Origin of the sequence: Pseudarthrobacter cremeus (assembly GCF_051857465.1) — a bacterium.
Lineage (GTDB): Bacteria > Actinomycetota > Actinomycetes > Actinomycetales > Micrococcaceae > Arthrobacter.
Genome location: NZ_JBPZHC010000009.1, coordinates 189,640 through 215,689 on the forward strand (window position 1 = coordinate 189,640; position 26,050 = coordinate 215,689).

Annotated in this window: 25 protein-coding genes and 1 pseudogene; 23 read left to right on the forward strand and 3 right to left on the reverse strand. The window is 65.7% G+C overall.

Annotated elements, in window-relative coordinates:
• Positions 1-15: 15 nt before the first annotated feature.
• From ACS5PJ_RS16975 to ACS5PJ_RS17000, 6 genes are all read left to right on the forward strand, one after another.
• Complete coding sequence (locus tag ACS5PJ_RS16975; protein ID WP_439436035.1) at positions 16-1,440, forward strand: molybdopterin molybdotransferase MoeA; 1,425 nt, start codon at positions 16-18, stop codon at positions 1,438-1,440.
• Positions 1,428-1,922 carry a cyclic pyranopterin monophosphate synthase MoaC gene (gene moaC / locus ACS5PJ_RS16980; protein ID WP_439436036.1) on the forward strand — a complete coding sequence of 165 codons (495 nt, stop codon included), beginning with the start codon at positions 1,428-1,430 and terminating at the stop codon, positions 1,920-1,922. The genes ACS5PJ_RS16975 and moaC overlap by 13 nt, the downstream gene beginning before the upstream one ends.
• Entirely contained in the window at positions 1,919-2,458 is a 540-nt protein-coding gene (locus ACS5PJ_RS16985; protein ID WP_439436037.1) for a MogA/MoaB family molybdenum cofactor biosynthesis protein, read from the forward strand. Before moaC ends, ACS5PJ_RS16985 begins: the two co-directional genes overlap by 4 nt.
• Complete coding sequence (locus ACS5PJ_RS16990) at positions 2,448-2,906, forward strand: molybdenum cofactor biosynthesis protein MoaE (RefSeq protein ID WP_439436038.1); 459 nt, start codon at positions 2,448-2,450, stop codon at positions 2,904-2,906. Before ACS5PJ_RS16985 ends, ACS5PJ_RS16990 begins: the two co-directional genes overlap by 11 nt.
• 125 nt (positions 2,907-3,031) lie before the next feature.
• Positions 3,032-3,802 carry a 4-hydroxy-tetrahydrodipicolinate reductase gene (gene dapB / locus ACS5PJ_RS16995; protein ID WP_439436039.1) on the forward strand — a complete coding sequence of 257 codons (771 nt, stop codon included), beginning with the start codon at positions 3,032-3,034 and terminating at the stop codon, positions 3,800-3,802.
• Positions 3,803-3,805: 3 nt separating this feature from the next.
• The gene (locus ACS5PJ_RS17000) at positions 3,806-4,285 is read left to right on the forward strand and encodes a hypothetical protein (protein ID WP_439436040.1); all 480 of its coding nucleotides are present in this window, start codon (positions 3,806-3,808) and stop codon (positions 4,283-4,285) included.
• A gap of 49 nt (positions 4,286-4,334) precedes the next feature.
• Here ACS5PJ_RS17000 and ACS5PJ_RS17005 read toward each other — a convergent pair whose 3' ends face one another.
• Positions 4,335-5,570, reverse strand: coding sequence for a heparan-alpha-glucosaminide N-acetyltransferase domain-containing protein (locus tag ACS5PJ_RS17005; protein ID WP_439436041.1), 1,236 nt, complete (start codon positions 5,568-5,570; stop codon positions 4,335-4,337).
• Between the two features lie 229 nt (positions 5,571-5,799).
• Here ACS5PJ_RS17005 and ACS5PJ_RS17010 point away from each other — a divergent pair, with 229 nt between their 5' ends.
• The 9 genes and pseudogenes from ACS5PJ_RS17010 (at position 5,800) to ACS5PJ_RS17050 (ending at position 14,652) form a co-directional block, all read left to right on the forward strand.
• On the forward strand, positions 5,800-6,333 hold the full coding sequence (locus ACS5PJ_RS17010) for a hypothetical protein (protein WP_439436042.1): 534 nt from the start codon (positions 5,800-5,802) through the stop codon (positions 6,331-6,333).
• Between the two features lie 9 nt (positions 6,334-6,342).
• Positions 6,343-6,555: pseudogene (locus ACS5PJ_RS17015) on the forward strand (carbon-nitrogen hydrolase family protein); the annotation flags it as partial.
• 80 nt (positions 6,556-6,635) lie between these two features.
• Positions 6,636-7,088 carry a carbon-nitrogen hydrolase family protein gene (locus ACS5PJ_RS17020; protein WP_439436062.1) on the forward strand — a complete coding sequence of 151 codons (453 nt, stop codon included), beginning with the start codon at positions 6,636-6,638 and terminating at the stop codon, positions 7,086-7,088.
• A 105-nt stretch (positions 7,089-7,193) separates the two neighbouring features.
• On the forward strand, positions 7,194-8,102 hold the full coding sequence (dapA, locus tag ACS5PJ_RS17025; RefSeq protein ID WP_439436043.1) for a 4-hydroxy-tetrahydrodipicolinate synthase: 909 nt from the start codon (positions 7,194-7,196) through the stop codon (positions 8,100-8,102).
• Positions 8,103-8,143: 41 nt separating this feature from the next.
• Positions 8,144-9,835, forward strand: coding sequence for a ribonuclease J (locus tag ACS5PJ_RS17030; RefSeq protein WP_354147266.1), 1,692 nt, complete (start codon positions 8,144-8,146; stop codon positions 9,833-9,835).
• 129 nt (positions 9,836-9,964) lie between these two features.
• Complete coding sequence (locus ACS5PJ_RS17035) at positions 9,965-12,913, forward strand: FtsK/SpoIIIE family DNA translocase (protein ID WP_439436044.1); 2,949 nt, start codon at positions 9,965-9,967, stop codon at positions 12,911-12,913.
• A gap of 9 nt (positions 12,914-12,922) precedes the next feature.
• Complete coding sequence (gene pgsA, locus ACS5PJ_RS17040) at positions 12,923-13,558, forward strand: CDP-diacylglycerol--glycerol-3-phosphate 3-phosphatidyltransferase (RefSeq protein WP_439436045.1); 636 nt, start codon at positions 12,923-12,925, stop codon at positions 13,556-13,558.
• 9 nt (positions 13,559-13,567) lie between these two features.
• Entirely contained in the window at positions 13,568-14,047 is a 480-nt protein-coding gene (locus tag ACS5PJ_RS17045; protein ID WP_439436046.1) for a CinA family protein, read from the forward strand.
• A gap of 152 nt (positions 14,048-14,199) precedes the next feature.
• Positions 14,200-14,652, forward strand: a complete 453-nt coding sequence (locus ACS5PJ_RS17050; protein ID WP_439436047.1) for a helix-turn-helix domain-containing protein — start codon at positions 14,200-14,202, stop codon at positions 14,650-14,652.
• 122 nt (positions 14,653-14,774) lie between these two features.
• Here ACS5PJ_RS17050 and ACS5PJ_RS17055 read toward each other — a convergent pair whose 3' ends face one another.
• Positions 14,775-15,284, reverse strand: a complete 510-nt coding sequence (locus ACS5PJ_RS17055) for a MarR family winged helix-turn-helix transcriptional regulator (protein ID WP_439436060.1) — start codon at positions 15,282-15,284, stop codon at positions 14,775-14,777.
• 131 nt (positions 15,285-15,415) lie between these two features.
• Here ACS5PJ_RS17055 and ACS5PJ_RS17060 point away from each other — a divergent pair, with 131 nt between their 5' ends.
• The 6 genes from ACS5PJ_RS17060 (at position 15,416) to dapF (ending at position 21,177) form a co-directional block, all read left to right on the forward strand.
• Positions 15,416-15,640 carry a DUF3046 domain-containing protein gene (locus ACS5PJ_RS17060; protein WP_439436048.1) on the forward strand — a complete coding sequence of 75 codons (225 nt, stop codon included), beginning with the start codon at positions 15,416-15,418 and terminating at the stop codon, positions 15,638-15,640.
• A gap of 257 nt (positions 15,641-15,897) precedes the next feature.
• Positions 15,898-16,953: a recombinase RecA gene (gene recA / locus ACS5PJ_RS17065; protein WP_108598485.1), complete on the forward strand. Its 1,056-nt coding sequence runs from the start codon at positions 15,898-15,900 to the stop codon at positions 16,951-16,953.
• 139 nt (positions 16,954-17,092) lie between these two features.
• Positions 17,093-17,614 carry a regulatory protein RecX gene (locus tag ACS5PJ_RS17070; protein ID WP_439436061.1) on the forward strand — a complete coding sequence of 174 codons (522 nt, stop codon included), beginning with the start codon at positions 17,093-17,095 and terminating at the stop codon, positions 17,612-17,614.
• Between the two features lie 65 nt (positions 17,615-17,679).
• Positions 17,680-19,278 carry a tRNA (N6-isopentenyl adenosine(37)-C2)-methylthiotransferase MiaB gene (miaB, locus tag ACS5PJ_RS17075; protein ID WP_439436049.1) on the forward strand — a complete coding sequence of 533 codons (1,599 nt, stop codon included), beginning with the start codon at positions 17,680-17,682 and terminating at the stop codon, positions 19,276-19,278.
• Positions 19,279-19,282: 4 nt separating this feature from the next.
• The gene (miaA, locus tag ACS5PJ_RS17080) at positions 19,283-20,179 is read left to right on the forward strand and encodes a tRNA (adenosine(37)-N6)-dimethylallyltransferase MiaA (protein ID WP_439436050.1); all 897 of its coding nucleotides are present in this window, start codon (positions 19,283-19,285) and stop codon (positions 20,177-20,179) included.
• A 53-nt stretch (positions 20,180-20,232) separates the two neighbouring features.
• The gene (gene dapF, locus ACS5PJ_RS17085) at positions 20,233-21,177 is read left to right on the forward strand and encodes a diaminopimelate epimerase (protein WP_439436051.1); all 945 of its coding nucleotides are present in this window, start codon (positions 20,233-20,235) and stop codon (positions 21,175-21,177) included.
• Here the strand turns inward: dapF and ACS5PJ_RS17090 are convergent.
• Complete coding sequence (locus ACS5PJ_RS17090) at positions 21,158-21,772, reverse strand: class I SAM-dependent methyltransferase (protein WP_439436052.1); 615 nt, start codon at positions 21,770-21,772, stop codon at positions 21,158-21,160. The genes dapF and ACS5PJ_RS17090 overlap by 20 nt on opposite strands.
• A 433-nt stretch (positions 21,773-22,205) precedes the next feature.
• Between ACS5PJ_RS17090 and hflX the strand changes: the two genes are divergently transcribed.
• A complete protein-coding gene (gene hflX / locus ACS5PJ_RS17095) occupies positions 22,206-23,771 on the forward strand; it encodes a GTPase HflX (RefSeq protein WP_439436053.1) in 1,566 nt (521 codons plus the stop codon).
• Positions 23,764-25,821, forward strand: coding sequence for an ATP-dependent DNA helicase (locus tag ACS5PJ_RS17100; RefSeq protein WP_439436054.1), 2,058 nt, complete (start codon positions 23,764-23,766; stop codon positions 25,819-25,821). The genes hflX and ACS5PJ_RS17100 overlap by 8 nt, the downstream gene beginning before the upstream one ends.
• Positions 25,822-26,050: the final 229 nt, after the last annotated feature.

Here is a 26,050-nt window from a genome sequence, read left to right on the forward strand (position 1 = left end):
ACCGAAGGCAGACCCATGCACAGCAGCACCAACCAGCACGGTGACGGCCAGCAAGTTGAAGCCCCGCACGTTGAAACCCGGCACGTTGATGCCCCGCATGGCGGAGCGGGCCACGGCGACGGCCACCGGGGTCATGCCGCCCACCCTGGGAGGTCCGTGGACCAGCACCGCGCTGCCGTGGCTGAACTGCTGGCGCCGCTGCTGTCGACACCCGGCAGGACCGAAACACTGGCCCTTCGCGATGCCTTGGGCAAAGGGCTGGTCCACGATGTCATGGCGCCGCTCAGCCTGCCGCCTTTCCCCAACTCGCAAATGGATGGCTTTGCCATCAACAGCGCAGATGTAAACGGCGCGGACCTCAACGGCGCGGACCCCGGCAGCGTTGCCCCGGGTAGTGCCCCTGGCGCCGCCGGCCCTGCCACCCTTGGCACGCCCGACGGCGGCGCGGAGCTGCGTGTCGTTGACCCCGTTCCGGCCGGTGCCACGCCGGCAGACCTTCAGCGCGGCACCGCCGCCCCCATCATGACCGGGGCCATGATCCCTGCCGGGGCGGACGCCGTCGTGCCGATCGAACGCGCCGTTCCAGACCGGTTCCCGGTCCCCGGAGAGCCCGGTACCGTTTGGCTGCCGGCCACCGCGGCAGGCACCTTTGTCCGTTCCCCGGGCAGCGATATTGCCGCGGGGGAGTGTGCGCTCACAGCGGGAACCTTCCTGGGGCCTGCACAGTTGGGCCTGTTGGCCGCGCTGGGCGTAGCTGACGTTACGGTCCACCGTTCGTTGTCCGTCCTGCTGGTCACTACCGGAGACGAAGTGGTGGAACCGGGCCAGCCGCTGGCGCCCGGCAAGATCCATGACGCCAACGGCACTCTCCTGGAAAGTGCCATGCGGCAGGCAGGCCTGGCAGTTATCCGCACGGCCATCGCGTCGGACAGGCCCGAAGAACTTCGAACGCTGCTTCGTGGCCATGCCGGGGCGGTGGACCTGATTGTCACCACCGGCGGGGTCAGCAAAGGTGCCTATGAAGTGGTGCGTCAGGCCATGGAGGGCCAGAATTCAGAGTTCCTCCACGTGGCGATGCAGCCCGGTGGCCCGCAGGGAATCGGCACCTTCGACGGTGTGCCGTTCCTTGGCTTCCCCGGCAACCCGGTGAGCTGCCTGGTTTCCTTCGAACTTTTCCTCCGCCCCGTCCTTTCCGGTCTTTTCGGTGCCCCCGCTCCGCGGCCATCCCTCCGCGCCCGGCTGGGCCAACGCCTCACCTCGCCTGTTCACAAGCACCAGGTCCGCCGGGGAAACTTCCGCCCCGACGGGACGGTCAGCCTCGAGGGGGGCGAAAGCTCGCACCTGGTGCGTGCCCTGGCAGGCTCGAACGCGCTGGTCCACGTGCCCGTGGGGGTCGCCGCGCTCACCGAGGGTGATGAGGTGGAAGTATGGTTGCTGTGAATTCAGAACAAAGCCAGCCCGCGCTGACCCATCTCCGCCAGGACGGGAGCGCCCAGATGGTGGACGTTTCGGCCAAGGCCGAAACCACCCGCGAAGCCACTGCCACCGCCACTGTCCGCACCACGCAGGAAGTGCTGGGCCTGCTGGGCTCCGGTGGCCTGCCCAAGGGAGATGCACTTGCCGTGGCACGTGTCGCAGGCATTATGGCCGCCAAGAAGACCCCTGAACTGATTCCGCTGTGCCATCCGTTGCCGCTGTCGAAAGTGACGGTGGATTTCGATCTCGGACCCGATTCCGTTGCGATCCTGGCCACGGTCAAGACCCAGGGTGTCACCGGCGTCGAGATGGAAGCGCTGACGGCGGCGTCGGTGGCTGCCCTCAGCGTGTACGACATGATCAAGGCTGTGGACAAGCACGCCGTGCTGACGGACATCAAGGTGCTGGCCAAAAGCGGCGGCAAGAGCGGGGACTGGACACTGTGAGCATTGAAAGCACGTATCTGCCTGCGCGTGAACCTGAGCCGCACCGGCATGGTGAGGTGCAGGGCCGCAAGGCCGGTGTTGTCATCGCATCCACCCGGGCCGCCGCCGGCATCTATGAGGACGAGACCGGCCCGGTGATCATCGACTGGCTGACCGAGCACGGCTTCGAGGCATACCCCGCCATGGTGGTCCCGGACGGGGAGCCGGTAGGCGCAGCCATCCGGGCCCTCCTGACCCAGCATCCCGCCGTCGTGATTACCAGCGGCGGGACGGGCCTCAGCCCCGATGACCGGACTCCGGACGTCACGTTGCCCCTGCTGGACCGTGAAGTTCCCGGGATCATGGAGGCCGTCCGGCGTGCCGGCGCGGCCAAGACGCCGCTGGCCGCGCTGAGCCGGGGCCATGCCGGGACGTCGGGGCGGACGTTCATCATCAACCTGCCCGGATCGCCCAAGGGCGTGATGGACGGGCTCTCCGTCCTTGATCCCCTGATCGGTCACCTGTGTGACCAGCTGGAGGGCGGCCATGGGCACTGAATCAGTCTTCGAAGTAGTCCACGCGGTCCTCAGTGCGGAGCCCATCTCTGTGGACCAGGCCATTGCCGCGGTGGAGTCGGACACTGCCGGGGCCGTGGTCAGCTTCAGCGGGGTTGTCAGGAATCACGACGGCGGCAAGGCAGTAGAGCGGCTCAGTTACAGTGCGCACCCCACGGCTCACCAGGTGATGGCCGACGTCGTGGCCGCCCTCGTGGCCGAACATGCCGGCGATGCCTCGCTGCAGCCGGTCCGGATCTGGGCCGCACACCGCATCGGCATGCTCGAAATCGGCGACCCGGCGCTGGTCTGCGCCGTCTCCGCAGCGCACCGCGGCCAGGCGTTCGCCGTGTGTTCCGAGCTGGTGGACAGGATCAAGGAGCAGGTTCCCATCTGGAAGGAACAGTTCTTCACTGACGGGACTGTTGAATGGGTGGGCGCGGGGGAGTAACCCCGCTTCATGCGTCCCGTGGCGTGGCGCGGGCACCGGTCTGGCTGCCCTGGCTCTGGTTTGTGCGAGGTAACGCACAGCCTCCGGTTCAGTCCAGCGAGCGGCCCGACGGTAGGGTTAACGGCATGACCGAACAACACCCCACGCGCAGCCGCGTGGCCGTCCTGGGCGCCAACGGCCGCATGGGCGCCGAAGCCGTCAAGGCTGTAGAAGCCGCCGCCGATCTGGACCTCGTAGCCGCTTTGGGACGGGGTGACTCACTGGACCAACTGGCTTCCTCGGGTGCCCAATTCGTGGTGGACCTGACCGTCCCGGAGAGCACCGAGGCGAACGTCCGGTACGCCGTCGAGCACGGCATGCATGCCGTGGTGGGCACCACCGGCTGGGACGCAGCCCGGCTCGCAGGCCTGGAAGCACTCCTCGCGGAGCACCCGGAAACCGGTGTGCTGATCGCCCCCAACTTCGCCCTGGGATCTGTGCTGGCGTCAGCCTTCGCTGCCAAGGCCGCCAAGTACTTCGAGTCCGTGGAAATCATTGAACTCCACCATCCGGACAAGGTGGACGCGCCCTCCGGAACAGCTGTCCGTACTGCCCAGCTCATCGCGGCCGAGCGCCAGGCCGCGGGCGTTCCGGCCAGCCCTGACGCCACCACTACCGAACAGCCTGGAGCACGGGGCTGCGACGTGGACGGCGTGCGCGTGCACAGCGTTCGACTCCGCGGTCTGGTGGCCCACCAGGAAGTGCTGCTCGGCGGTCCGGGGGAGCAATTGACGTTCCGGCACGATTCCTTCGATCGCGCTTCCTTTATGCCGGGCGTGCTGCTCGGCGTCCGGAACGTGGCTGCCCATCCCGGACTGACGGTGGGCCTGGACGGCTACCTGGACCTGGGGGTTTAGGCCGTGGGCGATTTCCTGGCGGCGTTCCGCAAAAACCGCACCAAGGTCTGGGTGGGGGCCGTGACGCTCCTCCTCGTCTTCTACCTGGTGGTCTCCTTCCAGCGGTCCGTCCTGCTGCTGACGGACAGCAACCCTGCCGCCAAGGCCATCGGCGCCGCCTACCTTGTGCTGCCAGTCATTGGGGCCTGGGCGTTGATCCGTGAACTGATGTTCGGAGCGCGCACGGAACAGATGGCGAAGGTCCTCGAAGCCGAGGGCGGGCTTCCCGTGGATGAGCTCCCGCGCACACCGGCGGGCCGCATCGTCCGTTCCGCGGCGGACCTGGAGTTCGAAAAATACAAGGCAGAAGCCGAGGCGGCTCCCGGAGACTGGCGCTCCTGGTTCCGGCTCAGCTGTGCCTACGATGCCGCAGGGGACCGCAAGCGCGCCCGCTCCTCCATGCGGGACGCCGTCCGGCTGTTCCGCGGCAACGTCCCGGCCTAGCTGCCGGGGTTCCAGGCCAGCCGGCCCGGAACCACGTGGGTGTGGCCGGCTATGGCTGGCCGATCCGTTCGCCGCGCCCGATCCTGTTGGCGGCGTGGCCGGCCCATTCCAATGGCCCCCGCCACTTCAGCAGGACAAACGCCGTGCCCACGATGATGGCTGTAGCGGCATGGGCGAAGTACATGCCGTCTTCCGTCCAGCCGGCAGGCAGCGGCTTGAGGTAGAACCCCGAAACCACCCAGACATGGACGGTGTAGAGCGTCAGCGTCATGGCTCCGGCGCCCCGCAGCGGCAACAACAGGTCGAGGTCCAGCCACTCAGCGAGCCTCCCGAGCAGCAGGCACGCGCCCACGACCGCGGCAGCCACACCGGAGGTGTGGGCCAGGTCCAAGGTGGTGGCGGAGTGCGGCGCAGCGGCTGCGAGCCACCACCAGGATCCTTCCTGCCGGATTCCGGTGAGGTTGACTTGCAGGACGCTGTCGAGCGGATAGCCGGGTGCATTCAGGACGTCCTCGAGCGCCGCCCGGCCGCCCCAGTTCTCCATCGCGGCCGTGCCCAGGGCCTTGGCGAGGGCGGCCACTGCGATGCCACCTGTCAGCAGTACCACCGGAATCATCGCCTTGGTGAGGGCGAGCCGGCCGATGGCCAGGCCCACCAGCAGATAGGCCAGCCACTGGAAAACCGGGTAGTAGCCGGTGAGGAAGAGGTCGCCGAGCAGGGGAAAAGGCGTCGCCAGGTCCTCCCACGACGGGTTGTGCCCCAGGTTCAGGGGCGGATCGGACGCCATCAGCCACGGCCTCAGCAGGTAGGCGAGGACCGGTGAAACCAGGATCCAGCCAGCGGCCCAGGCGCACAGCGCCTTCAGTTTCAGCCCCAAAAACGGCAGGACGCAGAGGAACAGGGCGGCGTAGTGGACCAGGATGATGGCAAGGTTGACCTCCAGTCCGCCCAGTGAGAGCCCGACGGCGGCGATCACCAGTGCGCGCAGCGCGATTCCACGGCGCGCTGCATTCAGGGCCGCCCCTTCGGGAGGCACCTGCTTGCCGGTGGACAGCGCGAGGCCGACTCCCGCCAACACAGCGAACAAGGCAGCCGCCCGGCCGGAGAAGGTCAGCCCGATCCACGTGGGAGTCAGGTCCGCGTTGGCCTCGAACGTGGGGAGCAAATGTGTGGCCATCATGCCCAGGAGCGCAAGCCCCCGGGCCGCGTCTATGCCACGGAGGCGGCCCGCGGGCCGCGAGGGCCGGGGGACCCTGGAGGTCCTTGCGGTGGCACGGGAGGTCATGAGGCGATGGTCTCACACCTGCCTTGGGGGCGGCAGTCACGTGACGCCACCGTGCGCGGGGCGAAGCCAGGCAGGTAGCGGCCGGAGTCCAGGCCGGAGTTTATGCATGGAATCCATGCTGGAATCCGTACCGGGTTCGCCGGGCAGGGATGCCGCAGGGAATGCCGTGGACGCTGCCGGAGCTCCGGGGGCCTTGTGTTCGAATATATGTTCGAATAACATGGGCGGCATGCAGACTCCTTCCCAGCCCCCACAGTTTCCGGATTCTCCGGCCGGCCAGAGCGCCCTTCGGCCGGCCATTGATGCCGGCTATCCGGCACAGCCGGCGGGCCTGATGAAGGCCATGAGTCCGGGAGTGGTGGATTTCCTGTTCCGTCAGCTCGTGGCCGGACGGTCCGCAGTGGACGTCCAGTGGCAGGAAGAGGGCATCAGCCTCAGCGCCCAGCCGGCGGGAGCGGAGTTGGCGCGCAGGCTGGCAGATGTCGATCTGGAAGCGCTGACGCCCACGGAACTGTTCCATTACGTCCGGGCCGCCCAGAAAATGGCAGCCTGGGCTGAGGGTCTGCGTCAGGCGGCGGTGGAACGGTACTGCCAGCCGGATAGCCATGGCAAGGGCCCGCTTTCGGACTCGCCTCAGGCCCCGGCTAAGGCCCCGCTCAAGGGCCCGGTACAGGGACCGCGCCAGGGCCTGCGTCAGGCGGCGGCACCTGGCCGGCATCCCGACGGTACCCAGTACCCTGTGAATCTGCAGCATCGTCCCTAGGATGACAGGGTGACTGAAGCCCTGACCGTCTCCGCCGTCCAGTACCGGTCGCTGGAGGGCGGCATCATCCCGAACGTCCAGGAACACGTGCGCCTCATCGAGGATGCCGAATCCCATGGCGCCCGGCTGGTGGTTTTTCCGGGGCTGTCTTTGACCGGCCGCAACCTTGAACAGCTAATGACGGAAGAGTCCTGGCTCCGGCCGGTCGACGCACGGCTGGATGATCTCCATGAAATCTGCCGGCGCACCGGGATAACTGCCGTAGCAGGGCCGCTTACAAGGAACCTGACGGCACGCCACGGATGGCCTGCCTTGTCATCCATCCTGACGGCTCCACGCAGTCCGGCTTCAAGGCCCGGCTCGGCCGCGTCGAAGAGCAACATTTCACGGCCGGTGCCGGTGGCATCCTGCTTGAACTGGACGGCTGGAAAATCACCGTGGTCATCTGCTCCGACGCCGAAGATCCTGTCCACTGCACGGCGGACGAGTTTGCCGGAGTGGATGCCTGCGCTGTATCCGCTGTCTATGCGCAGGATCAGGAGCGGCGGCTGGCACTGCATCTTGAAGCCCTCGCCTCTGACAACGGCGTGTTCGGCATCCTGGCAAATCTTGCCGGGCCCACACCTTCGGGACAGTCCGATCGTCTGACCGGATTCTGGGGCCCCGATGGCCTCCAGCTCAGAAAGGCTGCCGGGACCGGCACGGAAGTGGTCACTGCCATACTGCAGCGCGGTGCCTTGCGGAAATTCCGCTGACGGGCAAGCCGTGTCCCCGGCGCAGTCCTTCGAAGTCCCCTGTTTGACGTGGATCACGCCTCTGCCATTGTCCTAACCGGAGGGGGACAGGGTAACGTTTTTTCCATGCCTCACACATCCGCGAACATTCCTGCCCTTGGTACGCTCCTGACCGCCATGGTCACGCCCTTCACCAAGGATGGCAAAGTGGACTACGCGCAGGCGGCGGAGCTGGCCACCAGGCTCGTGGACGATGGCTGCGACGGACTGGTTGTCACCGGAACCACCGGTGAGACCTCCACCCTCACAGACGAGGAAAACCTCGGCATGTTCCGTGCCGTCAAGGAGGCCGTGGGAAACCGCGCCGCCATCGTCGCCGGCACCGGGACCAACGACACCGCGCACTCCATCCGCCTTTCGCAGCAGGCGGCCGCGCTCGGCGTCGACGGCCTTCTGCTCGTCACGCCGTACTACAACAAGCCCAGCCAGGCCGGGGTCCGCGCACACTTTGAGGCCGTCGCGTCAGCAACCGATGTTCCCGTCATGCTCTATGACATCCCGGGCCGCTCGTCGATCGCCATCGAACCCGAAACCATGATCCGCCTGGCGCAGCACCCGAACATCGTCGCCGTCAAGGACGCCAAAGCAGACTTCGCCGCGGCCAGTCAGGTGATGGCGGAAACTGACCTGCTGTTCTACTCCGGCGACGACGGCCTGACCCTCCCGTGGATGGCCCTGGGCGCCGTCGGACTGGTCGGCGTCACAACCCACGTTGCCACCCGCCGCTTCCGCGAGCTGATCGACGCCGTCAACGCGAACGACCTCAGCACCGCCCGAAAGATCAACTTCGAGCTGCTCCCGGTGGTTCGTGCAACGATGACCCGCGTCCAAGGGGCCGTCGCAGCCAAGCAAATTCTTAAATGGCAGGGAGTCCTGCCCAACTCGATTGTCCGTTTGCCCCTCGTGGAGCCGGACGAAGCCGAGATCGAATCCATCCGCGAGGACTTGGCGGAAGCGGGGCTGGTCTTTTCCTAAGGGCTAAGACCGGCACCCTTCCGCCTGGAAAGTAGTGCACTATGACCCAAACCGCCCTTCCCGGCCTTGTCACGCCCCCACGCCTGCCGCAAGGCACCCTGCGGATTGTTCCGCTCGGTGGCCTGGGGGAGATCGGCCGGAACATGGCCGTTTTCGAAATCGACGGCAAGCTGCTCGTCGTGGACTGCGGCGTCCTCTTCCCGGAGGAGACCCAGCCCGGCGTTGACCTGATCCTGCCGGACTTCTCCTACATCGCGGACCGCGTGGACGACATTGTCGCCGTCGTCCTGACCCACGGCCATGAGGACCACATCGGTGCCGTCCCGTACCTCCTGCGGCTCCGTGCGGACATTCCGCTGGTCGGGTCCCAGCTGACCCTTGCCCTCATCGAGGCCAAGCTGCAGGAACACCGGATCCGTCCCTACACTTTGACCGTTGAAGAGGGGCAGGTCGAAAAGTTCGGCCCCTTCGAATGCGAATTCGTCGCGGTCAACCACTCCATCCCCGACGCCCTGGCGGTCTTCATCCGCACGGCCGCCGGTACCGTGCTGCACACGGGCGACTTCAAGATGGACCAACTGCCCCTGGACGGCCGGATCACCGACCTCCGCCACTTCGCCAAGCTCGGCGAAGAAGGAGTGGACCTCTTTATGTCCGACTCGACCAACGCGGACGTGCCGGGCTTCACCACCGCCGAGAAGGAGATCGGTCCGACCCTGGAACGGCTTTTCGGCCAGGCCACCAAGCGGATCATTGTCGCGTCCTTCTCCTCGCACGTCCACCGTGTACAGCAGGTGCTCGACGCCGCGGCCAAGCACAACCGGAAAGTGGCCTTCGTTGGCCGCTCGATGGTTCGCAACATGGCCATCGCGGAGAAGCTCGGCTACCTTGACGTACCCCCCGGCCTCGTGGTGGACATCAAAAACATCGACAACATGCCGGACAACCGCGTGGTCCTGATGTCCACCGGTTCCCAGGGAGAGCCGATGGCAGCGCTGTCCCGCATGGCCAACGGAGACCACCGCGTAGTGGTGGGCCAAGGCGACACCGTGATCCTGGCCTCCAGCCTCATCCCTGGCAACGAAAATGCTGTTTTCCGCATCATCAACGGCCTGCTGAAGCTCGGTGCCGACGTCATCCACAAGGGCAACGCCAAGGTCCACGTCTCGGGCCACGCCGCTGCCGGCGAACTGCTCTACTGCTACAACATCCTTGAGCCGCTCAACGCCATGCCAGTGCACGGCGAGACCCGCCACCTGATTGCCAACGGCAAGATCGCCATCGAATCAGGTGTGCCGGAAGCCAGCGTCATCCTCTCCGACAACGGCACCGTCATCGACCTCAAGGACCACCGCGCCGATGTCGTGGGCCAGATCGAGGTCGGCTTTGTCTACGTCGACGGCTCCAGCGTCGGTGAGGTCACCGAGGCCGATCTGAAGGACCGCCAGACCCTGGGTGACGAAGGGTTCATCTCCATCATCACGGTCATCCACCGCGCCACCGGCAAGGTGGTTTCCGGGCCGGAGATCCACGCCCGCGGTGTGGCCGAGGACGATTCCGTTTTCGACGAAATCATCCCCAAGATCAACGCCGCGCTGGAAGAAGCCGTGCTGAACCGGACCGACCACACCACGCACCAGCTCCAGCAGGTTGTGCGCCGCGTTGTCGGTACCTGGGTCAACCGCAAGCTCCGCCGCAAGCCCATGATCATCCCGGTGGTCCTCGAGGCTTAACAGCGCCGAAGCCCAGCGGATTTCAAAGGCCCGGTTCCTCGGAACCGGGCCTTTCCTGTGGGCAACATGGGGTCCGTTTTCGGCCGTAAATCCGCGGAAAACCGCATCAGTTCGGGTACCGTGGCACGTATGGCCACACGTACTACTCCCGCGCCCCGAGGCAATTCCGGCGGCACCACGGGCCGCAGTTCCGGAACCAAGACGGGCGGTGCGGCGGGCCGCGGCGCGGGCGCCACAGGGCCCAAAACGGGCACCGCCAGCGGCCGCGGCGGATCATCCTCCGGTGCCTCAGCCACGCGCCGGCTGCCCGCCGTCGAACAGCGCCAGCCCTGGCTCCTGCGTGTTGTGGCCGGCGCGTGGCTCGGCGTAGGCCACCTGGTGGGCGGGGGAGTCCGCCGGATCGGCTCCGACGTCAGCGACCTCCCGGCGGAGGAACGCCGCGACGGTGCTGCCCTCTTCAACCTGGCCCTCGGCGTCTTCATCGCCACGTTTGCCTGGTGGGGAATGACTGGCTGGTTCCCGGACGCCGTCTACAACGTCGTTAACGGCACCTTCGGCTGGATGTCCCTGCTGCTGCCGCTCATGCTCTTTGTCTGCGCCTTCCGGCTCTTCCGGCAGCCCGACGACGGGCGCGGAAACAACAGGGTGGGCATCGGTTTCCTCATCATGACCTTCGCGGGATGCGGACTGGCCCACGTCCTCGCCGGCCAGCCCACCGTCGCCCAGGGGTTTGACGGTCTGAGGCGCGCCGGCGGCATGCTTGGCTTCCTGGCAGCCTCGCCCCTCGCGGCCATCCATGCGGCGGTACCCCTGGTGCTTTATGGCCTGTTGGCCTTCGCCTCCCTGCTGATCATCACTGCGACACCCTTCGGGGCCATTCCCCGCCGCCTGCGCTCGGCCTACGAACACCTGATGGGCATCGATCTCCAGGATCCCGGCGAGGCAGCCGACAACCACGACCGCAGCTACCTCGAGGAAACGCGGCCAGCGGCGCTGCCGAAGAAGAAGAAGCGGCGCTTCTTCGGGAAGGACGATGAGGCCGATCCCAAACTTGAAGGCTACGTGGGGGACGAAGCCTTTGAGCACGCTGTCATTGACGACGACGAGACGGACGCCGGAGCATCGGCCCCGGGGCCCAGGCCCGCGCCCGGAGTCCGCCGCCCCACGCAGGCGGAGATCGCCGTCGAAAAGATCAAAGCCGCGCAGGGCCTGGGTTCTGCCGCGCCGGCGGCTGGGGAGAACGCCACAGAGGCCATTCCGCTGGTGACACCGGGCATGGTGGCCGCGGGTTCGCTGAATTCCGCAGCGGTGGCTGTTCCGCAGGTACCGGCCAAGCCCGTCACTCCGATCCCGCTGCCCACTCCCATCCCGCAGCGGACCGAGCAACTCTCCCTGGCGGGCGACGTCACCTACACCCTCCCGCCGTCGGACGTTCTGACCCCGGGGTCCATCCCCAAGGAACGCACGGAAGCGAACGACGCCATCGTCGCTTCCCTGACCGAGACCCTCAACCAATTCAACGTGGAGGCCCAGGTCACCGGCTTCAGCCGCGGACCAACGGTGACCCGCTACGAGATCGAGCTCTCCCCGGGTACCAAGGTGGAGCGCGTCACGGCCCTGTCCAAGAACATCTCCTACGCCGTCGCTTCCTCCGACGTGCGGATCCTCAGCCCCATCCCGGGCAAGTCGGCCATCGGCATCGAGATTCCCAACACGGACCGTGAAACGGTGTCCCTGGGCGACGTCCTCCGCAGCCAGAACGCCCGCCGCACGGAACACCCGATGGTCATGGGCGTGGGCAAGGACGTCGAGGGCGGCTATGTTGTGGCCAACCTCGCCAAGATGCCCCACCTGCTCGTCGCCGGTGCCACGGGTGCAGGCAAGTCCTCATTCGTGAACTCCATGATTACTTCGATCCTCATGCGGGCCACCCCGGATGAGGTCCGCATGGTCATGGTGGACCCCAAGCGCGTGGAACTGACCGCCTACGAGGGCGTCCCGCACCTCATCACCCCCATCATCACCAATCCCAAGAAGGCCGCCGAGGCACTGCAATGGGTGGTCCGGGAGATGGACGCCCGCTACGACGACCTCGCCAACTACGGCTTCAAGCACATTGACGACTTCAACAAGGCCGTCCGTGCCGGAAAAGTACATCCGCCGGATGACTCCAAGCGAGTCATCCGGCCCTATCCCTACCTGCTGGTCATCGTTGACGAGCTCGCCGACCTCATGATGGTGGCGCCGCGCGACGTCGAGGACTCGATCGTCCGCATCACCCAGCTGGCACGTGCCGCAGGCATCCACCTGGTCCTGGCCACCCAGCGTCCGTCAGTCGATGTGGTCACCGGCCTGATCAAGGCCAACGTCCCCTCGCGGATGGCGTTCGCCACGTCCTCCGTCACGGACTCCCGCGTGGTCCTGGACCAGCCGGGAGCGGAGAAGCTGATCGGCCAGGGTGACGCGCTGTTCCTGCCCATGGGCGCTTCCAAGGCCATGCGTGTGCAGGGCGCGTGGGTCACGGAGTCCGAGATCCACAAGGTGGTCGAACACGTCAAGGGCCAGCTCAAGGCCGTCTACCGCGACGACGTTGCGCCCGAGGCGCAGAAGAAGCAGATCGACGACGACATCGGGGATGACCTCGAAGTGCTGTTGCAGGCCACTGAACTTGTGGTCACCACCCAGTTCGGGTCGACCTCCATGCTTCAGCGCAAACTGCGGGTCGGGTTTGCCAAGGCCGGCCGGCTCATGGACCTGCTCGAATCCAGGGGAGTGGTTGGTCCTTCGGAGGGATCCAAGGCCCGCGACGTGCTGGTCAAGCCGGACGACCTCGCGGCGGTCCTTGCTGCCATGAAGGGACAGGAGGCTCCGGCTGTTGCCGACTCGCAGACTGCGGCGCTCAGCGACAACGCCAACGCCAACATCGCCCAGGGCGGCTACGCCGAAGACCTGGTGCAGGCTGACCTGGACCAGCGCAGCCAGAACGTTGAATACTACGACGGCGCCGACTCGCCTCCGGGCTCCCGGGGGGACGACGAAGATGGATCAGAGGACGCCTGGTCCCTCACCGGACGGTAGCCTAGGAAGGTGACTAGCACCGAAGCAACCGCCGCCGGCTCCAGCAGCGCAGGAATCTGGAATCTTCCCAACATCCTGACCATGCTGCGCATCGCCCTGGTGCCGTTCTTCGTCTGGTTCCTTGTGGCGGACGCTCCCGGACTACAGAGTGAGTTGGGGCCGTGGCGCTGGGCCGCCGTAGCGGCGTTCGCCGTCGCGATCTACACGGACAAGCTCGACGGCGACATCGCCAGGAGCCGCGGGCTTATCACCAATTTCGGCAAAATCGCGGACCCCATTGCGGACAAGCTCCTGATCGGCTCGGCGCTGGTGATGCTCTCCATCCTCAACGAACTGCCGTGGTGGATCACCATTGTCATCCTCGTCAGGGAGTGGGGCATCACGGCCCTTCGTTTCTTTGTCATCCGTTACGGGGTCATCCCTGCGTCGCGGGGCGGCAAGCTCAAAACCGTGGTCCAGACGGCAGCGATCTTCCTGTACCTCGTGCCATTGGGCGCGATTGCTCCCTGGCTGGTGTGGGTGGCCTTTGCCGTCATGATGGCAGCGGTCCTGATCACGGTGTGGACCGGCGTCGAATATGTCATTGAAGCCCTGAAGCTCCGCTCGCAGGGCAAGAAGGCCCGGGAAACAAGAGCATCCAATTAGGGAGCTGACGTGACTAATCTTCACCATCTCGCGGAACAGGCAGTCAGGCAGGCCTTGGCCGCCGGCCGGACGGTTGCCACCGCGGAATCACTCACGGCAGGCATGGTCGCAGCCGTTTTGGCAGACACACCCGGTGCCTCCGGCATGCTGCAGGGCGGCGTGGTGGCATACCAGAACACGGTCAAGTCAGGGGTCCTGAAGGTCTCACCTGAACTTCTCGACGCCGTCGGATCCGTTGACGGGGACGTCGCCGCGGCGATGGCGGAAGGCGCCCGAACCGTGTTGGGTGCCGACATCGGCATCGCCACAACAGGAGTAGCCGGCCCCGAAGAACATGACGGCAAGCCGGTCGGAACCGTGTTCATCGGCGTTGCCACCGCGGGCGGTGTCACCTTTGCCGAATACGTCTTCACGGGAAACCGGGCCGAGATCCGCGGACAGGCGTGCGGGGCAGCATTGGAAAGTCTGCTCACAGCCCTATCGTCCTGAAGTTACCGGGCGTAAAGTTGCCGGGAACAAATCCCGGTATCCATTAGTTATTACATTGTGTCGCTTCCGGACTATGGAGGCGCCTAGGATGATTAAACCACCACGGTTCGCTCCACGGCGGACCGCACTTATGAGGGAGCAAGGCGATACAGATGGTAAAGCAGCCCGTATCCGTAAACGGCGTTGTCCGCTGGAAGGATGTGGGCCTCGCCGATCAGGCTAAGAGCGAACAGAAGGAGCGCAAGATGGTTGTACTTCGTCACGAAATCGGTGATGTCCTGCGCGATGTCCGCCAGCGCCAGGGACGTACGCTCCGCGAAGTTTCGCACAGTGCCCGGGTTTCCCTGGGTTACCTCAGCGAAGTGGAGCGTGGCCAAAAAGAAGCATCGTCAGAGCTCCTTTCATCAATCTGCTCTGCCCTGGACGTTCCGTTGTCCAGCATGCTCCGCGAAGTCAGCGACCGCGTTGCTGTCGCCGAGGGAGTAGCCGTTCCGGACACCGTTCCCCAGGAATTCTCACAGCGTTATGGACGCGATCTTGAGCGCGACCTGAGCGCTGAGCTCAACAACGAACTCTCCACCGGTTTGCTCTCCGGCGCACGCTAAAACGCCCGCAGCATCCAAAGGCAGTTACACGACAAAGCCTCCGGCCCAAGGCCGGAGGCTTTGTCGTTGAGTCCTGGTGTCGTCTTCTACTGTCGTCGTCTTCCGTACGTTCCGTCGCCGGCCTAAGCGGACGTGTCCTTGGCGAAGCCGTCGTGTTCATAGATGGTGTTGAGCTTGGCCATGTACTCGGCGAGCGTCTGCAGTTCCCCGACCGGCCATTCGCCCAGCCGCTCCCGGAAGACCTGCCGGCGCGCATCCTGGACCTGGTGCATTCTTTCCTCACCCTTCTCCGTCAGGCGGATCGCCTGCGCCCTGCCATCCAGGGGATCGGCCTCCTTGGAAACCAGGCCCAGGCTTTCCAGGAAGGCGATCTGGCGGCTGACCGAGGGCTTTCCCACCCCGATGTTCAGCGCGAGGTCCGTGAGCCGGATGGGGCCCTCCCGCCGGATGACCGCCAACAGGCCATACGCCGCCGGCTCCATATCCGGATGGACCTGGCGGGAGAGTTGTTGGGACACGGAACGGGCACGGCGCCAGAAGAGGCTGATCTGGTGCTCCACATTATTCAGGGCCGCATCCAGGGTGTCCTCGCCCGAACCAGTCTCCGCAGCACCCGTCTGTGCACGGCCCATTCCGGCAGCACCGGCCTCCGCAAGACCAGACCGGGCAGGACGCGCCTCCGCAGGACCAGTCGAGGGAGGCGTATCAGGCACGTTGCTCATGGCAACAATTCTAGGGTCCCCGGTCATGAGAGACTCTATTGGTGCGGATCAGTGACTATTGGCGGCTTATGGACGACGAATTCGGAGCCGGGTACTCCCGCGTCCTGAGCAGTACCCTGGTCCTGGCCGGAGTGGGCGGACGCACAGCTGACCAGGCCCTCGCGGCCGGTGTAAGCCCCCGGCAGGTATGGCTGGCAGTCTGCGATGTCCAGGATGTGCCACCCGAGCGCCGGCTTGGCCGTGACGTCAAGCCCCTCCGCGACTGATACCCACCACTTAACTACCAACCACTGAACTACCACCCACTGAACGTTCCGGGCAGGCGCGCGCCCGGTCTTTCCACTGACACGCCGTTCGTCCTGTTCGAATATCTGTTCGGGTATAGCTATGCTTTTCGTAGTGGGTTATCCACATAGGCGATGTCATCCGGCTTGAATGTCAGTGGGTGCCATTAGCGTCAGAGATGACCAATAAACGGCCGCTGAGGCCACTCCAAAGCGAGAAAGCATTAGAGGTGTGAACCATGGCGGCAGCCCCGGATCGTGAAAAAGCGTTGGAAGCAGCGCTGGCCCAGATTGACAAGCAGTTCGGCAAGGGCTCGGTCATGCGGCTGGGTGACGAGGTGCGCGCTCCCATCGAGGTCATCCCCACCGGATCCATCGCCTTGGACGTCGCGCTGGGAATTGGGGGCCTGCCGCGCGGCCGCGTCGTGGAGATCTATGGCCCGGAATCCTCCGGTAAAACCACCGTTGCCCTGCACGCTGTGGCCAACGCCCAGCGCCTCGGCGGTATCGCTGCCTTCATTGACGCCGAACACGCCCTGGACCCGGAATACGCTGCCAAGCTTGGCGTGGACACCGACGCCCTCCTGGTCTCGCAGCCGGATACCGGCGAGCAGGCCCTGGAAATCATGGACATGCTGATCGGCTCCGGCTCGCTTGACGTGATCGTTATCGACTCCGTCGCCGCCCTCGTTCCGCGCGCCGAAATCGAGGGCGACATGGGTGACAGCCACGTGGGTCTGCAGGCCCGCCTGATGAGCCAGGCGCTGCGTAAGATCACCGGCCGCCTGAGCCAGACCAAAACCACCGCCATCTTCATCAACCAGCTTCGCGAAAAGATCGGCGTGTTCTTCGGCTCCCCGGAGACCACCACCGGTGGTAAGGCACTGAAGTTCTACGCCTCCATCCGCATCGACGTCCGCCGGATCCAGACCCTTAAGGAAGGTGCCGACTCCGTCGGTAACCGCACCAAGGCCAAGATCGTCAAGAACAAGATGGCCCCGCCCTTCAAGATTGCCGAATTCGACATCATCTACGGCCTGGGCATCTCCCGTGAGGGCGGCATCATCGACATGGGCGTTGAGCACGGCATCATCAAAAAGTCCGGTTCATGGTTCACCTACGACGGCGACCAGCTGGGCCAGGGCATGGAAAACTCCCGCAGGTTCCTGCGCGACAACCCCGAGCTCGCAACGGAACTTGAGCGTCTGATCAAGGAGAAGCTCGGAGTCGGGGTCAAGCCGGCAGCAGACGAGTCCAAGGACACACCCAAGCTGAAGGCCGTTGACGGCTTCTAAGAGGACTGTGGATCCAGTGGAGGAGCGGGAGCCGGGGCCGGCACGCAGAAACCGCAGGACCGGCGGGCGCAAGCGTTTCGGGCAGGACGGGCACGGGGATCCGGGGCTGGACGGCCCCAGTCCTGACTCGTCCGTCGCCATGGACCCGGAGCCGGACCCCGCCGCCCTTGCCCGCGCCATCGTCCTGCGGCAGCTGACCAGCTCGGCCAAAAGCCGGCTGCAGCTGTCCCGGAAGCTGGCGGAGCGGAACATACCTGAGGATGTGGCTGAAGCCGTCCTGGACCGGTTCCAGGAGGTCCGCCTCATCGACGACCCCGAATTTGCTGACATGTGGGTGCGCAGCCGCTCCCAGTCACGGAAGCTGGCGAAGGGAGCACTGCGCCGCGAACTGTCGGAGAAGGGCATCGATCCGGAGACAGCCGCGGGTGCACTGGAACAGCTCTCCGACGCGGACGAGGAAGAAGCTGCGCGCCGCCTCGTGGAGAGGAAACTCCGGGCCGGAACTGACCTGTCGGACCGGGCAAAGCGGGACAAAATCACCCGGCGCCTGGCCTCCATGCTCGCGCGGAAGGGTTACCAGCCGTCGCAGGCATTTCGGGTCGTAGGCGAGGTCATCGACGCGCAGGTGGCGCAGGAATCGGACCAGAGCGCGGACAGCTAAGCGGACGGTCATCGCTGTCCTGGGGCAGATCGGCGGCGCCGCCGCCAACCCGGTACCCTTAACAGGTGAGTTTGACCATTCCTGCCCCCGCATCCGGTACCGTCCCTTCTTCAGCCTCTGCTGCTTCTGCAACTGCTTCTTCTTCCGGCGCTGCTGCGCCGCAGCCGCGCACCTACCAGGTGCGTACCTTCGGCTGCCAGATGAACGTGCATGACTCGGAGCGCATGGCCGGCATGCTGGAAGCCGCGGGCTACATTCCCGCGGATGGTGAGCAGGCCGACGTCGTGGTGTTCAACACCTGCGCTGTCCGCGAAAATGCGGATAACAAGCTCTACGGAAATCTGGGCATGCTGGCTCCGGTCAAGGCCGCCAACCCCGGGATGCAGATCGCCGTGGGCGGCTGCCTGGCGCAGAAGGACCGTGAGACCATCCTCAAGAAGGCCCCTTGGGTGGATGCGGTCTTCGGCACACACAACGTGGGCGCGCTGCCCGCCCTGCTGGACCGGGCCCGGCACAACAACGAGGCCCAGCTCGAAATCCTCGAGTCCCTCGACGTCTTTCCGTCCACGCTGCCCACCAAACGTGACTCCGTCTATTCAGGCTGGGTATCCATCTCGGTGGGCTGCAACAACACCTGCACCTTCTGCATCGTCCCGGCCCTTCGCGGCAAGGAAAAGGACCGCCGGCCCGGAGACATCCTGGCGGAGATCCAGGCTCTGGTGGATGACGGTGCCATCGAAGTCACGCTCCTGGGGCAGAACGTCAACTCCTACGGCGTGGAGTTCGGTGACCGGCAGGCCTTCTCCAAACTACTGCGGGCGTGCGGGGACATCGAGGGACTGGAACGCGTGCGTTTCACCAGCCCCCACCCGGCCGCCTTCACGGACGACGTCATCGACGCCATGGCCGAGACACCCAACGTGATGCCGCAACTCCACATGCCCTTGCAGTCCGGTTCCGACAAAGTCCTCCGGGACATGAAACGCTCCTACCGGTCCACCCGGTTCCTGGGCATCCTGGACAAGGTCCGGGAGAAGATCCCGCACGCAGCCATCTCCACCGACATCATCGTGGGGTTCCCGGGCGAAACCGAGGAAGACTTCCAGGCGACCCTGGATGTGGTGGAGAAATCCCGCTTTGCCACCGCCTTCACGTTCCAGTATTCAAAGCGGCCGGGCACCCCCGCTGCCGACCTGCCCGACCAGCTGCCCAAGGCTGTTGTCCAGGAGCGCTTCGAACGGCTGACCGCACTGCAGGACAGGATCGCAGCGGAGGAAAACGCGAAACAGCTCGGCCGCCGCGTGGAGGTCATGGTGACAGCCCATTCCGGACGCAAGTCCGAGGAAACCCACCGGTTGTCCGGCCGTACCCAGGACCAGCGGCTGGTGCATTTCTCCGTACCCGAAGGTGCCGAAACACCCAGACCCGGTGACCTTGTCACGGTGACCATTACCGAGGCCGCAGCCTTCCACCTCGTCGCAGACCCTGCACTGGACGACTACAGCCTCCGACGCTCCCGCGCCGGCGACGCCTGGGACAGGTCGCAGGCCGATTCATGCGGTGCGCCCGCCCCCAGTGCAGCAGGCGCCGGCGCAGCTGGCGCCGGTGCCCCCCGTACCGGTATCTCGCTGGGCATGCCCTCGCTGCCCGTCCGGAGCCGCTGACCCGTTGGAGCAGCCCCCGGTCATCGCCGTCGTCGGTCCCACCGGGTCAGGCAAGTCGGACCTCGCCGTCAGCCTGGCACTCAAACTGGACGGTGAGGTCATCAACGCCGATGCCATGCAGTTCTACCGGGGCATGGACATCGGCACCGCCAAAATTACCGTGCCTGAACGAAGGGGCGTGCCGCACCATCTGCTGGATACCCTGGACGTTACCCAGGAGGCCAGTGTTTCCGACTTCCAGCAGCAGGCCCGCGACATTATCAGCGACATCCATGCCCGCGGTAAGCGGGCCATCCTTGCAGGCGGTTCAGGTTTGTATGTGAGGGCGGCCCTGGACGTCCTGGAATTCCCCGGAACGGACCCGGAACTGCGCCGGCAGCTGGAGGCCGAGCTCGAGGAAACCGGCCAGGAGGCCCTCCTTGCCCGGCTCCATAACGTGGACCCGGTGTCCGCAGGCCGTGTGGCCGATGCGCGCCGGATCATCCGGGCGCTCGAAGTGCACCAGCTCACCGGACGCCCCTTCAGCTCATTCATGCCCCGCCGCGAGTATGTCCAGCCCGCTGTCCAGATCGGCCTGGCCGTGGACCGGGCCGTACTCCGGGAGCGGCTGGCCCTTCGGGTGGAGGCAATGGTGCAGCGCGGACTCCTCGAGGAGGTACGCGGCCTGGACGCGGCAGGACTCCGCCGCGGCAAGACCGCCCCGCGCGCGCTGGGCTATGCGCAGTTCCTCAAAGTGCTCGACGGCGAGTCCACGGTTGAGGAGGCTGTAGAGGACACCGTTGTGGCCACGCGCCAGTTCGCACGTCGACAGCTGACATGGTTCCGCGCCGACCCTCGGATCACCTGGCTCGACTGGGACGCTCCGGACCTTGCCGCCCAGGCGGCCCGGCTCTGCAGGTGAGCGCCGCCGTCGGCCGTTTCAACTGATCTCCGGCTGGCCGGTAACCTAGGAGCATGCACGTAACTCCCGCAGAGACCACAGAGCCCGCCTTCACCACGCTGGGCGGACTCCGCTTCTCCAAGGGCCATGGCACGGGCAACGATTTTGTGCTGATTGCCGATCCGGAGGGCGTCCACACCATCGATGCTGAACAGGTTGCCGCCCTGTGCGACCGCCACCGCGGCATCGGCGGCGACGGCCTGATACGCGCCGTACCTTCCCGGTACCTGTCAGAAGGCCGGGAGCTCCTCGGGACCAGCCCCGAGGCGGAGTGGTTCATGGATTACCGCAACGGCGATGGGTCGCTCTCCGAAATGTGCGGCAACGGAGTCCGCGTCTTTGTGCATTTCCTTCGCGCCGAAGGGCTCGTTGACCTGCCCGACGGCGGAGCTCTCACCATCGGAACCCGTGGCGGAGTCAAGACCGTGGTCCGGACGGGGGACAACTACGCGGTGGATATGGGACCGTGGGAGTTCATCTTCCCCGGGGAAGCCAGCGCGAAAGCCATGGATTCCCTGGTCTCCGCGGAAGGCCTCGAGGTGCCACGTCCTGCACTGTCGGTGAGCATGGGCAATCCGCACACCGTGGTGGCCCTTGCTGAACTTTCCGAACTCGAATCCACCAGGCTCTTCGATGCCCCCCGCGTTGATCCGGTGCCGCCGAAAGGCACCAACGTTGAATTCGTCGTGCCCTCTGATCCCCTGGTGCACGACGGGATCGGCACCGTGACCATGCGGGTCCACGAACGCGGGGTGGGCGAAACACAGTCATGCGGAACAGGTGCCTGCGCCGCGGCGGCGGCCATCCGGCACTGGGCAGGGGCGGAAGCACCCGATACCTGGCAGGTGAGGGTTCCCGGCGGCGTCGTCGGTGTTAAGTTCTTTGCCGGGGCGGCCGGCCACGAGCACGTCGAGCTCAGCGGCCCGGCAGTGATTGTGGCTAGCGGGACGCTTTCCTGACCCGGAGGATCCGGAACGACTTTGACGTGGACTCCCGGGTCACGGTAAAGGATTCATCCAGTTCGGCTGCGAGCCACCGCTGAAGTGAGTCGGACCCCAAATTTTTCTGGACCACCAGCCAGGCCGAGCCGCCCGGCGCGAGCCGCGGCAGCCACAGCTTCAGCAGGCCGTGGAGTTCGTCCTTGCCGATCCGGATGGGCGGATTGGACCAGATCGTATCGAAGCGCAGTTCCGGGTCCACCTGCCCGGGCGTGCTGGCCACCACATTGCCCAAGCCCAGCAGGGCGGCGTTCTCGTTGGTCAGTGTGATGCAGCGTTCGTTCACGTCCACGGCGTAGACCCTGGCGTGCGGCGCCCGCAAGGCCAGCGTGAGCGCGATGGGCCCCCAGCCGCAGCCGATGTCCAGCAGGTTGCCGGTAGGGGACGGGGAGGGGGCCTCCGCCAGAAGCACAGCCGTGCCCTTGTCGATCCCGTCTGGGCTGAAGATCCCTGCGGATGTCTGCAGCGTGCGCGGTTCGCCGGCCAGCTCAACGGTGAGCGGCTTGCGGGTGAACGGCCCGGCGGGTGTAGCGCTGAAATAATGTGCGGACTCCATAACTGGCCAGATTAGTTGGCAGCAGTGGACAATGCGAAACTGCAGGGCCCCGCTCTGCTAATCTTGAACCCATGTTCTTGATCTTCGAGTAGCCGGCACGGGCATAGCCCCGTCGGCCAGATGCGCCCCGCAGCGATGCAGGTTTTCAACCTTCCGCATGCGCGCAAGGCAGATTCCCTTTCTTCTGTCCTGCCGCCGGGCAGCACCCGAATGATCAGCCTCCCCGCTTTTCGCTTCGCTAACCTGCCTGTGCCTTTCCTCACCTCAAGTATCCCCACGATGCGAATTTCATGTGTGCGTGCCAGCAGATTAGCGGGCCCGCGCAGCAGCCCAGGAGGCCCGGATGACCGCAAGCCGTCAGCCCAGCGCGAATACTTCACCACTGAACAACAATCGGCACTATTCTGAAAATGCCGAATCTTCAAAGGAGACCATGACCAGCCAGCCCAATACCGGTTCCGATCCAGCAGCCCAGGACATGAGTCCCGAGGAAATCCAAGCTGTCATCGACCGTATTCTTGCCAAGGATGTACCGGCCAGGAATGTCACCGCAACAGACACCGACAAGGCCGTGTTCGGCAGGGCGCAGGCGATCTCCCGCCGGGATGACGAGCACACAACCTACGACGGCGACCAGCAAGACCTTGAGGAACGGCGGGCGCTGCGGCGCGTGGCCGGCCTCTCCACCGAACTGGAAGATGTCACCGAAGTCGAGTACCGGCAACTCCGGCTGGAGCGGGTGGTTCTGGCCGGGCTCTGGTCCGAGGGCACCCTGGCGGACGCGGAAAACTCGCTGCGCGAACTCGCCGCCCTGGCTGAGACGGCAGGCTCGGAGGTCCTGGACGGCCTGGTGCAGCGCCGGGCAAAACCGGACCCCGGCACGTTCCTGGGCTCCGGAAAGGCCCTTGAACTCAAGGAGATCGTGATGGCTACCGGCGCCGACACCGTTGTGGTGGATGCGGAGCTGGCACCCTCACAGCGCCGTGGCCTGGAAGACATTGTCAAGGTGAAGGTCATCGACCGCACCGCCCTGATCCTGGATATCTTCGCCCAGCACGCCAAGAGCCGTGAGGGCAAGGCCCAGGTGGAGCTGGCACAGCTTGAATACCTCCTGCCGCGCCTGCGTGGCTGGGGTGAATCGATGTCCCGCCAGGCCGGTGGCCAGGTGGGTGGCGCCGGCGCCGGCATGGGTTCGCGTGGACCCGGTGAGACGAAGATCGAACTCGACCGCCGCCGGATCCGCACGCGTATGGCCAAGCTGCGGCGTGAAATAGCCGCGATGAAGCCGGCACGCGAAACAAAGCGGGCCAACCGCCGTCGTAATTCGGTGCCGTCCGTCGCCATCGCCGGGTACACCAACGCCGGAAAATCATCGCTGCTGAACAGGCTGACCGACGCGGGTGTGCTGGTGGAGAACGCACTCTTCGCCACGCTGGATCCCACAGTGCGCAAGGCCGAAACCTCGGACGGTCTGGGCTACACCCTGGCTGACACCGTGGGCTTTGTCCGTTCCCTGCCCACCCAGCTGGTGGAGGCCTTCCGGTCAACCCTGGAGGAAGTGGCGGACTCGGACCTGATCCTGCACGTTGTGGACGTTTCCCACCCGGACCCGGAAGGCCAGATTGCGGCCGTCCGGAAAGTCTTCAGCGAAGTGGACGCCCGCAAGATCCCCGAGATCATTGTGCTCAACAAGGCCGACGCCGCAGATCCTTTCGTGGTGGAACGCCTCAAACAGCGGGAACCGCGCCACGTGGTGGTATCCGCCCGTACCGGTCAGGGCATCGCCGAGCTGTTGCGCGCAATCAGCGACGGGATTCCCCGTCCCAGCGTTAAGCTTGAGCTCCTGATCCCGTACGACCGCGGTGATCTGATCAGCAAGCTGCATGAGACGGATGCGGAGATCCTGAGCCTGGATCACGGTGAGGACGGCACCCGCGCTGTGGTGATGGTCCGCGAAGGCCTGGCTGCTGAACTGGAATCATTCGTCAACCATGACTGAGGTTGTCGCGGGGGACATGGCGGGTACGGCGGCCGAGCAGTTCGTGATCGAACTGCTCGACCGCGCCGTCGCCGGCATGGGCGGTCAGAGCCGGAGCGGCCAGCACGAGATGGCCAGGCAGGTTGCCAAGGCAATTGAAACCGGCGATCACCTGCTCGTCCAGGCAGGCACAGGCACGGGGAAATCGCTCGCCTATCTCATCCCGCTGATTGCGCACTCGCTTGTGAGTGACAAACCCACACTGGTTTCCACCGCCACGCTTGCCTTGCAGACCCAGATTGTGGGCCGCGACCTTCCGCGGCTGCTCAAGAGCATCACTCCTGCCCTTGACCGGCCCGTCAAGGTCGCGCTGGTCAAGGGCCGCTCGAACTATGTGTGCAGGCACAAGCTCGACGGCGGGTTCCCGTCCGAGGAACCCGCCGAGGGCCAGCTCTTCTCCCTGGGCGAGGACACCAGCGTCCCGCATTTCGCCGCAGCCTTGGGCGGCCCGTCGTCCCAGCTGGGCAAGGAAGTGGTCCGGCTTCGCGAATGGGCTGCGAAAACGGGTTCAGGGGACCGGGACGAACTGCTTCCGGGCGTCACGGACCGGGCGTGGCGGCAGGTCTCCGTGACCTCGATGGAATGCCTGGGAGCGCAGAAGTGCCCGATGGCGGACGAGTGCTTCAGCGAACTGGCACGCCACGACGCTGCCGACGCCGACGTCGTGGTCACCAACCATGCAATGCTCGCCGTCAGCGCCTTTGAAGGCCTCGCCGTCCTCCCCGAATACGACGTCGTGGTGGTGGACGAGGCCCACGAACTCCAGGACCGGGTCACCGGCGCGGTGTCCGGGCAGCTTTCCGTGGCGATGGTCCACGCTGCCGCTTCAGGGGCACGGAAGCACACCGCCATCACGGTGGACGCCCTCAACGCGGCCGCCGCCAACCTCGAACTTGCCCTGGCCGGGGTGCCCAACGGGCTGCTCCCGAACGGCCTCAACGACGAACAGCTGGACTGCGTGGACCAGTTGCGCGAAGCGTGCCGCGCCGCGCTTTCCGATTCCAAGGGTGAGGGCGGCCAAACGGCCGACGGCGGGCGGCAGCTTGCCCGTTCGCGGCTGATGCTCATCCTTGAACTGTGTGAACGGCTGATTGTGGCCAAGGAAAACCGCGAAGTGGTCTGGTTCTCGCGCGCCAGTACTTTCGATCCGCAGCAGGGCTACGGGCAGCCGGATGACACCGCGCCGGTACTGATCAACATCGCACCCCTCAGCGTTGCCGGAAAGCTGCGCGAGGGGCTCTTCGCCGGCCACACCGTGGTGCTGACCTCGGCCACCCTGGCCATCGGGTCAGCCTTCGAACCGGCTGCCGGCGGGCTCGGGCTGGTCGGGGAGGGGGCGCCGAGCTGGACCGGAATCGATGTCGGCTCGCCCTTTGATTACCCCAAACAGGGGATCCTCTATGTGGCCGGGCACCTGCCCAAACCCGGCCGGGGTGCCTCGCCGGAGGCCCTCGACGAACTTGAAGCGCTGATCCGGGCGTCCGGGGGCGGAGCGTTGTGCCTCTTTTCGTCCCGCCGTGCCGCCGAGGAAGCGGCCGAGGCCATGCGTCCGCGGCTGGGGCTCAGCATCCTCTGCCAGGGCGATTCCACCATGACGGCACTGGTCAAGCAATTCGCGGACGAGCCCGACACCTGCCTGTTCGGGACCATGTCCCTGTGGCAGGGCGTCGACGTTCCGGGCGGATCGTGCCGCCTGGTGGTGATTGACCGGATTCCGTTCCCGCGGCCGGATGATCCCCTGATGACGGCGCGCTCCCGCGCCGTGGCGCAGGCCGGCGGAAACGGCTTCATGGCGGTGTCGGCCACGCATGCGGCGATCCGTCTGGCGCAGGGGGCAGGCCGGCTGATCCGCTCAACCGGCGACAAGGGTGTGGTGGCGGTCCTGGATTCGCGTCTTGCCACGGAGCGCTACGCCGGATTCCTTCGCGCCGCACTTCCACCTTTCTGGCCCACGACCGACCGCAAAACAGCTTTCGCGGCCCTGGAAAGGCTGGCGCGGGAGGGCTCTTGATCCGCAGGATCCTGCCGGGGCCGGATCCTGCAGAAGCCTGGCGGGGAGCGTACGCGCCATTCCTGACCACCAACAACGCGGGGTCACTTACGGCACTTCGGAGTCCCTCAAAGTCAATGGGTCGTTGCAACTTTGGGGCTAGGCTGCGGCGGCGATGAGTTGGCGCATACGTTGTTTGGGGGTCTCGAGGTTCAGTGTGGGGCGTGGCCGGTTGTTGAGTTTGTTGGCG

Excerpts from the sequence above, each read along its gene's own strand:
- ACS5PJ_RS16975 (WP_439436035.1), top strand. The coding sequence starts at position 16 with ATGCACAGCAGCACCAACCAGCACGGTGACGGCCAGCAAGTTGAAGCC.
- moaC (WP_439436036.1), top strand. The coding sequence starts at position 1,428 with ATGGTTGCTGTGAATTCAGAACAAAGCCAGCCCGCGCTGACCCATCTC.
- ACS5PJ_RS16990 (WP_439436038.1), top strand. The coding sequence starts at position 2,448 with ATGGGCACTGAATCAGTCTTCGAAGTAGTCCACGCGGTCCTCAGTGCG.
- dapB (WP_439436039.1), top strand. The coding sequence starts at position 3,032 with ATGACCGAACAACACCCCACGCGCAGCCGCGTGGCCGTCCTGGGCGCC.
- ACS5PJ_RS17005 (WP_439436041.1), bottom strand. The coding sequence starts at position 5,570 with ATGACCTCCCGTGCCACCGCAAGGACCTCCAGGGTCCCCCGGCCCTCG.
- ACS5PJ_RS17010 (WP_439436042.1), top strand. The coding sequence starts at position 5,800 with ATGCAGACTCCTTCCCAGCCCCCACAGTTTCCGGATTCTCCGGCCGGC.
- ACS5PJ_RS17020 (WP_439436062.1), top strand. The coding sequence starts at position 6,636 with ATGGCCTGCCTTGTCATCCATCCTGACGGCTCCACGCAGTCCGGCTTC.
- dapA (WP_439436043.1), top strand. The coding sequence starts at position 7,194 with ATGCCTCACACATCCGCGAACATTCCTGCCCTTGGTACGCTCCTGACC.
- ACS5PJ_RS17030 (WP_354147266.1), top strand. The coding sequence starts at position 8,144 with ATGACCCAAACCGCCCTTCCCGGCCTTGTCACGCCCCCACGCCTGCCG.
- ACS5PJ_RS17035 (WP_439436044.1), top strand. The coding sequence starts at position 9,965 with ATGGCCACACGTACTACTCCCGCGCCCCGAGGCAATTCCGGCGGCACC.
- ACS5PJ_RS17050 (WP_439436047.1), top strand. The coding sequence starts at position 14,200 with ATGGTAAAGCAGCCCGTATCCGTAAACGGCGTTGTCCGCTGGAAGGAT.
- ACS5PJ_RS17055 (WP_439436060.1), bottom strand. The coding sequence starts at position 15,284 with ATGGGCCGTGCACAGACGGGTGCTGCGGAGACTGGTTCGGGCGAGGAC.
- recA (WP_108598485.1), top strand. The coding sequence starts at position 15,898 with ATGGCGGCAGCCCCGGATCGTGAAAAAGCGTTGGAAGCAGCGCTGGCC.
- ACS5PJ_RS17070 (WP_439436061.1), top strand. The coding sequence starts at position 17,093 with ATGGACCCGGAGCCGGACCCCGCCGCCCTTGCCCGCGCCATCGTCCTG.
- dapF (WP_439436051.1), top strand. The coding sequence starts at position 20,233 with ATGCACGTAACTCCCGCAGAGACCACAGAGCCCGCCTTCACCACGCTG.
- ACS5PJ_RS17090 (WP_439436052.1), bottom strand. The coding sequence starts at position 21,772 with ATGGAGTCCGCACATTATTTCAGCGCTACACCCGCCGGGCCGTTCACC.
- hflX (WP_439436053.1), top strand. The coding sequence starts at position 22,206 with ATGACCAGCCAGCCCAATACCGGTTCCGATCCAGCAGCCCAGGACATG.
- ACS5PJ_RS17100 (WP_439436054.1), top strand. The coding sequence starts at position 23,764 with ATGACTGAGGTTGTCGCGGGGGACATGGCGGGTACGGCGGCCGAGCAG.